General features: G+C 65.4%; 8 protein-coding genes. All 8 read left to right on the top strand.

Going from position 1 to position 7,281, the window contains the following annotated elements; translation table 11 throughout:
* Positions 1 to 207 precede the first annotated feature (207 nt).
* Complete coding sequence (locus tag JSV65_16025; protein UCH34042.1) at positions 208 to 1,254, top strand: N-acetylneuraminate synthase family protein; 1,047 nt, start codon at positions 208 to 210, stop codon at positions 1,252 to 1,254.
* Positions 1,255 to 1,358: 104 nt separating this feature from the next.
* Positions 1,359 to 2,042, top strand: coding sequence for a hypothetical protein (locus tag JSV65_16020; GenBank protein ID UCH34041.1), 684 nt, complete (start codon positions 1,359 to 1,361; stop codon positions 2,040 to 2,042).
* Positions 2,039 to 2,785: an acylneuraminate cytidylyltransferase family protein gene (locus JSV65_16015; GenBank protein UCH34040.1), complete on the top strand. Its 747-nt coding sequence runs from the start codon at positions 2,039 to 2,041 to the stop codon at positions 2,783 to 2,785. Before JSV65_16020 ends, JSV65_16015 begins: the two co-directional genes overlap by 4 nt.
* Positions 2,785 to 3,615, top strand: a complete 831-nt coding sequence (locus JSV65_16010; protein ID UCH34039.1) for an NAD(P)-dependent oxidoreductase — start codon at positions 2,785 to 2,787, stop codon at positions 3,613 to 3,615. The genes JSV65_16015 and JSV65_16010 overlap by 1 nt, the downstream gene beginning before the upstream one ends.
* On the top strand, positions 3,612 to 4,832 hold the full coding sequence (neuC, locus tag JSV65_16005) for a UDP-N-acetylglucosamine 2-epimerase (hydrolyzing) (GenBank protein ID UCH34038.1): 1,221 nt from the start codon (positions 3,612 to 3,614) through the stop codon (positions 4,830 to 4,832). The genes JSV65_16010 and neuC overlap by 4 nt, the downstream gene beginning before the upstream one ends.
* On the top strand, positions 4,829 to 5,890 hold the full coding sequence (locus tag JSV65_16000) for a nucleotidyltransferase family protein (protein ID UCH34037.1): 1,062 nt from the start codon (positions 4,829 to 4,831) through the stop codon (positions 5,888 to 5,890). The genes neuC and JSV65_16000 overlap by 4 nt, the downstream gene beginning before the upstream one ends.
* Positions 5,887 to 6,888: an SDR family NAD(P)-dependent oxidoreductase gene (locus JSV65_15995; GenBank protein UCH34036.1), complete on the top strand. Its 1,002-nt coding sequence runs from the start codon at positions 5,887 to 5,889 to the stop codon at positions 6,886 to 6,888. Before JSV65_16000 ends, JSV65_15995 begins: the two co-directional genes overlap by 4 nt.
* Positions 6,885 to 7,281: hypothetical protein (locus tag JSV65_15990; GenBank protein ID UCH34035.1), on the top strand; the 397-nt coding region annotated here is incomplete at its 3' end. The genes JSV65_15995 and JSV65_15990, both read left to right, overlap by 4 nt.

Here is a 7,281-nt window from a genome sequence, read left to right as displayed (position 1 = left end):
CGACCCGCGATTTCAACTTCGTTCGCGATACCGTGCGCGGTTTCGTCGCGATCGCCGAGTGCGACGCCGCTACGGCCGACAAGCTCGCCGAGTTGCGGCGTGTAGCAGCGGTACGTCACCGGCGGTGAGCGCCTGCAGCTCCACCCGGCGCGCCACTGCTGCTTGGGCTCAAGCCATCGTCTTCATTCATCCTTCAGGAGGCAAGCGGTGAATTCATTCACGATCGGGGGCCGTAGCATCGGACCGGAGCACCCGCCACTCGTCATCGCCGAAGTCGGCATCAATCACGAGGGCAGCCTCGAAAAGGCGCTGCAGCTGGTGGACGCGGCGGCGGCGGCCGGTGCAGAGGTCGTCAAGTTCCAGTGCCATATCACCGAGAAGGAGATGGTGCCCACGGACATGACTCCCGGCGAAATCTCCAGAGAGAAGCTGTGGGACATCATCAAGCGCTGCGAGCTAGATGAATCAGAAGAGCGTGAGGTGCAGCGATACTGCAAGAACAAGGGCGTCATCTACCTTTCGACCCCGTTCTCGCGTGAAGCTGCGGACCGCCTGTTTTCGATGGACGTGCCCGCGTTCAAGATCGGATCCGGCGAATGCAACAACCTGCCTCTGTTGGAGCACATCGCGCGCATGGGCCGGCCGATGATTCTCTCCACTGGCATGAACGGCATCGAGTCCATAAAGCGCTCCGCAGCGATGATCCGCAGGCAAGGCGCGCCCTTGGCGCTGATGCACTGCACCAGCATGTATCCGACGCCCTACGAAAAGGTTCGGCTCGGTGCCATCGGGGACCTACAGCATCATTTTCCCGGTGTTCCGGTGGGGCTGTCAGATCATTCGATGAACATCTGGACTTGTTTGGGCGCTGTAGCCGTTGGCGCGTGCCTGCTGGAGAAACACTTCACGATTTCACGCGGCTGGCCCGGCCCCGATACGGGTATCTCCATCGAGCCGGGAGAACTGCACGACCTGATTGTCGGCTCCCGGGCGATCTGGCAGGCGCGGGGTGGCGCGAAGACCGTGCTGCCCGAAGAACAGCCGGTCATCGACTTCGCCTATGCCACCGTGGTGACAATTGCACCCATAAAGGCCGGCGAGCACTTCAGTCGCGACAACGTCTGGGTCAAGCGACCGGGCACGGGCAAGATCCTCGCCGATCGGCTCGACGAAGTGGTCGGGCGGGTCGCGGCCCGTGACCTTCCCGCCGAAGTGCACGTCGAGCCGTCGGACATCGTCGGCGAGTGGCGGTGAGCGCGTCGGCGCCGATGCCCCCGTTCTTGCGCTCCAAGCCCGAGGCCGCGGTCCGAAAGGCCCGACGCGCTCGGGGAAAGGCCGTGTTGCACAGGCATGCGAGCTTGTGGCCGCTGCTCAACGAGTACCGGCGGCAAACGCGGTCGACCGGCTGCGGCTGGCATGACTACGCTACGTTAAATGGCTTGCTTCGCCACTGCCGCCCCTCCGAAGTCCTAGAGTGCCGCACGGGTGTCTTAACGCTGGTCATCGGTCAGTCCCTGCTCGACAACGATGCCGAAACTGGCATGCGAGAACCCGTTACCTCGACGGAGGAGTTCGAGGAGTGGTTCGATCTGGCGACACGCCTTTTGCCTGCCACCTATCGCGCCGTCGTCGACTTCCAGCTCAGTGACACCGTGGAGGACTCGTACTCGATGTTCCGCGGCGTGCGCTACCGATCGGTACCCGACCGACCCTACGGGTTCGTCTTCGTGGATGGTCCGAAGTACCGCTCCCCGGTTGACGGCACGCCGACCTTCGACTTCGACTATCAGCACGTGCTTCGCTCGAGCGAGGCGCCGGTGGCTGCGCTGATGGACAAGCGGGTCAACACCTGTTTCGCCCTGCAGCAGCTACTAGGGACCCGAAAGGTCCGCCGCCGTCCAATCAAGGGGCTCGGTGTTGTCACACCCTGCGCCCGCCGAGATCGCGGAGTTCTGGCGAGCGATCGCTCGTCGACCAACTTCGCGGCGACCTTCCGTCTGCTCGGCCTCACTCACTTGCGCATGGAGCCGATCGCAAAGTGAACGGGCCGCTTCTTTGCGTTATCGGCGCCCGCGGTGGCAGCGTCGGGGTGCCCGGCAAGAACATCCGGCCCCTGCTTGGCACGCCCGTCATCGCACGGGCCGTGCGAACCTTGCTGGCTGCGCCCGAGATCGACCGTGTCGTCGTCAGCACCGACTCAGCGACGATCGCCGAAGTGGCCCGTGCCGCCGGTGCCGAGGTTCCCTTCATGCGGCCTGCCGAACTCGCACAGTCTGGGACGGGCAAGTTCCAGGTCTGGCAACACGCGCTTGCAGCCTGTGAAGCCATGCATGGCTGCCGCTACGAGCTCTTTGTCGACCTCGATTGCACCAACCCTCTGATCGAGACGTCGGACGTCAGCGCAGCCATCACCCGTTTCCGCGATTTGCGCGCGCGGGGAGTGCCGGTCGACGCGGTGTTCACCGTGGCATCCGCGCGGCGCAACCCGTACTTCAACCTCGTCGAACCCGATGAGCATGGCGCACTCAGGATGAGTAAGACCCAGGGCGGCACGGTCCTGGCCCGGCAGTCGGCGCCGAAGGTCTACGAGCACGTTGCCGGCGTCTACGTGCTCGACACAGATTACTTGCGGCGGGCCTCGCACCTGCTGGACGGGCACGCCGAGGGCTACGAAGTTCCGGACCACAAGGCCTTCGACATCGACACTGAGCTCGACTTCGCGCTGATCGAGTTTCTGCTGCAAAGACGTGCCGCGCTCGCAGCCGCGGCATCGCAGGGGTCCTGATGGAAGTGGTGGTCACCGGGGCAACCGGGTTCGTCGGCCGGGCTGTCGTCCGGCATCTGCGCGCAGCCGGCCATCGGCCGCTGGCGCTGGCCCGACGCCAGACACCCGATGCGACATGGGTTAGCAGTTACGCAGAAGCGCCAGCGGCTGATGCTCTTGTTCATCTGGCGGAGATTGCCCATCGCGGCGCAGCGGAGGCCGCTGGATCGGCGTACGAGGAAGAGACTTCCTCAACACTTAAGGTGCTACTGGCCCGCGGCTACCGACGCGTCGTGTACGCCTCCTCGGGTGTTCTCTATGGCGATCGGCACGCCATGCCTTGTCGCGTCGGCATGCCTGTCGAAGCCAGGGACCGCTACACCCGAATCAAGTTGCGTTCCGAGGCGTCGGTGCTCGCGGCACGGGGCGCTGTCCTGCGCCTGGCGAACCTCTACGGTCACAGCGTGACGCGGGGCACGGTGCTGGGCACAATCCTCTCCCAGATTCCGGGGACCGGTCCGCTGTGGGTGCAGGACGACACGCCGGTGCGCGACTTTCTCTGGATCGACGACGCCGCCGAGGCCTTTGTCGCACTCGTCGAGAGCGACGTTTCCGGCATCTTTAATGTCGGCACGGGCGTCGGCACCTCGGTGCGCGAACTCGCCCGCGCTGCGCTCGCCTGCGCTGGCGAGTCACATCGGCCAATCGTCACGTCTGCTAAACCCAGCGCGGCCTCGTCGCTCGTGCTCGACATCGGCCACACCTGCGCGTCGCTGCCTTGGCGACCGCGCACAGCACTGGCCGAAGGCCTCGGGCGGCTGCTGAAACCCCAGGCAATGAGCATCGAATGAGTCAGCGAGTCATCGCCGTCTTCACCGGCAACCGCGCCGAGTACGGCCTGCAGTTCCCCATCCTTCGCGCCGTCCACCGGCATCCCGCGCTGGACTATCGGCTGCTGGTCTCGGGAGCGCATCTGGACCCGAACTTCGGCCGCACGCTCGACGAGATCCGCAGCGACGGCTTTCGCATCGATGCCGAAGTGAAGATCGAGATGGATGCGACGTCACTGTTTGCCACGGCACAGGCGATCGGCTCGGGGGTATTGGCCATCAGCGAGGCCCTGGCGCGCATCCGGCCCGACATGATGGTCGTCTACGCAGACCGCTTCGAGGGCTTGGCAGCGGTGATTGCCTCCAGTCAGATGAACATCCCAACCGCGCACGTCGAGGGCGGTGATCTGACGGAAGGCGGCGCGCTGGACGACTCGGTCCGCCACGCAATGACCAAGCTCTCGCACCTCCACTTCACGACCAACGCGCAGGCCACCAACCGCATCCTGGCGATGGGCGAGGAGCCTTGGCGCGTTCACACCGTGGGCTTTCCGGCCATCGACCTCATCTCTGAGGGACGGTTTGCGCAACGCGACGAGGTCGCGGCACGCCTCGATCTGGATCTCGGGCGCCCGGTCGTGCTGTTCACGCAGCACTCGGTGACCACAGAGTTCGATCGGTCCGAGTCGCAGCTGGCCCCATCGCTGGACGCGATCCGGAAGCTGTCCGCCGAGGGCGTCCAGGTCGTCATCACGTATCCGAACAACGATGCCGGCGGGCAAGCCATCATCCGCCGACTGGAGGCCTTCCGGGCTGAGGATCTGGCCGGTGTCCAGGTGCATCGTTCATTGGGACGCCACCTCTACCATGGTGTCCTCGGCTTGGCACGCGACCCGTCGCTGCGCGTGGCCTGTGCCGGCAACTCGTCGTCGGGCCTCAAAGAAACGCCGGCTTTCGCCTGCCCGACCGTGAACGTCGGCTCGCGCCAGGATGGCCGCCTGCGCGGCGACAATGTGCTCGATGCCGGGTACGACGCGGCCGCGATCGTCGCCGCCGTGCGCCGCTGCCTTTTCGACGAGACGTTCCGGGCGCTCTGCCGCAGTGCCGAGAACCCGTACTGGTTGGGTGACGCCGGCCCCAAGATCGCCGACGTCCTGGCAACGACACCGCTCGACCAGGCGCTCATCCGCAAGCGCATGACGCTGCGCGGCGAAACGCGTGACGGATGGTACCGATGAGTGGTCGCGTGCTGGATCCTGCGGCACCGCTGGTAGAGGCCATTCGAGCCATCGAAGCGAGCCGGCGACGTATAGCAGTGGTCCTTGAAAGAGATGGCCGACTGGTCGGCACGCTGACGGACGGCGATGTGCGACGCTGCCTGCTCGCCGGAGGTAGTCTTGAGACGCCGGTCAAGCAGGCGATGAACACGCGGCCGCTGAGCGCCCCGGTCGGCAGCCCGGACGGCTACCTGCTCGACCTCATGCGACGGCGCAATGTCCTCGCTGTGCCGCTTGTGGACGAGGCAGGGCGCTTCGCTCGCATCGTGCACCTTACGGACCTGGCGCCAACCAACGACGCCGGCGACGCACGTGGCTTCGCTTTCGCCGTCATCATGGCCGGCGGTGAAGGCATGCGTCTGCGCCCCCTCACCGAGCGAATTCCCAAGCCGATGGTCGACATCGGCGGCGTGCCACTGCTGGAGCGCCAGATCCAGCGCCTGGCCAAGGCCGGGTTGAGGCGCGTGTACCTTTCGGTGAACTATCTCGGGCATGTCATCGAGCAGCACTTCGGCGACGGCCGGGACTTCGGCCTCGATATCCGCTACTTGCGCGAAGACCGGAAGCTCGGGACCGCCGGTGCCCTGACGCTGCTTCCGGAACGACCGACCGCACCGATCCTCGTGATAAACGGCGATATCGTCACCGACTCGGACTTCGGCAGCCTGCTCGCCTTCCACCTGCAACACGAGGCCGAGGTCACCGTGGCCGCGGTCGACTATCGCATCGAGATCCCGTACGGGGTGATCCGCAGCGAGGGCCCGCGCGTCACCAGCTTGCACGAAAAGCCCTCGCAGCGCTTTCTGTGCAACGCCGGCATCTACGCGATCGCGCCGGCAGTGCTGGAACTGCTGCGACCACGGGCAGTGATAAACATGACCGATCTCATCGAGGTTGCGCTTGCCAGCGGTCGACCGGTGTCGGTATTCCCGGTGCACGAGTACTGGACTGACATTGGCACCCCTGCAGAACTCGAGCAGGCACGCCGCCTCTTCGCCACAGGACGCAATCCCTCATGAGCGAGACCATCGCCAGCAAGCGCGTGTTCGTCACCGGCGCCGACGGATTCATCGGCAGCCACCTCGTCGAACGCTTGGTTGCGGCCGGTGCCCGCGTGCGGGCGCTGGTTTACTACAACTCCTGGAACGAACTGGGCTGGCTGCGCGACCTGCCAGCCGCCACACTCGCTGAGGTCGAGATACTCAACGGCGACATCCGCGACGTTGAACGCGTTCGCCACGGAGTACGCGGCTGCGATTACGTCTTCCACCTCGCCAGCCTGATCGCCATTCCCTACAGCTACGAAGCCGCGCGGTCATACGTAGACACCAACATCACGGGCACGCTGAACGTGCTCACGGCCTGCCGCGACGGCGACGCGCTGACGCGGCTGCTGCATGTCTCCACCTCGGAGGTGTATGGCACGGCGCAGCAGGTCCCGATTCCCGAGAGCCACCCGCTTGTCGGACAGTCACCGTACTCGGCGAGCAAGATCGCAGCCGACAAGATGGCGGAGAGTTTCCACCTTTCGTTTGGGATGCCAGTGGTTACGGCGCGGCCCTTCAACACCTATGGGCCGCGGCAGACCGCGCGCGCCGTGATTCCGACAATCGCCAGCCAGCTCCTCGCGGAGGCCGCACAGCTCAAGCTCGGCGCACTTGAGCCGACACGCGACTTCAACTTCGCCACCGACACGGCCGAGGGCATGCTCGCGCTGGCGCTGTGCCCCGCGGCGCAGGGGCGGGTTGTCAACATAGGTTCTGGCGAAGAGTGGTCGATCGGCCAGACGGCTAGGCTACTGTGCGAAATCGTCGGCCGCTCACCCGAGATCGTCACCGAGGCAGCACGCATCCGGCCCGAGAAGAGTGAAGTGAGTCGCCTGCTGGCCGACAACCGCCTGATCCGAGAGCTCACCGGCTGGCACAGTCAGGTAGCCTTTCGTGACGGCCTGGCGCGCACCGTCGATTGGATGCGCCGCAACCTGCACCACTTCAACCCCGGACAGTACGCGCGGTGAACGTTCTCTACTCCACGCAGAGCGAGAGTCTGCCGCTCTTCTCTGCCCTGCACGCGGCCCTAACCGCGGACGGCGTGGGCGAGCGAGCCGGCTTCGTCGTCGCCGACAGCCAGGCATACGGTCGCTGGCTCGCGCAGCGACCGGGCTTCGAATCGGAGGGCCACCAACTGCTCAAGGAGTGGGAGGTGACTGCCGTGCGTAGCGGCCGGCCCGTCCTCGCGAAGCTGGCGGCCTACGAACGAACTCTTGGAGGACAGGCCGGTCTCTTCGGCGCCATCGTCGCAGACCGTCGCCTCTTCATGGGCCCGGATTGCACCTACAGCCAGGACTATAGACGCCGTTTCTCCGACGACGAACTGCTGTGCATTCTGCAGCGTGGCCTAGAGCAGATGG

The sequence above is a fragment of the Armatimonadota bacterium genome, assembly GCA_020354555.1.
In the GTDB taxonomy this organism is placed as follows: domain Bacteria; phylum Armatimonadota; class Hebobacteria.
The sequence above is the reverse complement of the archived record's forward strand: the minus strand, read 5'-3'. Positions and strand labels throughout refer to the sequence as shown.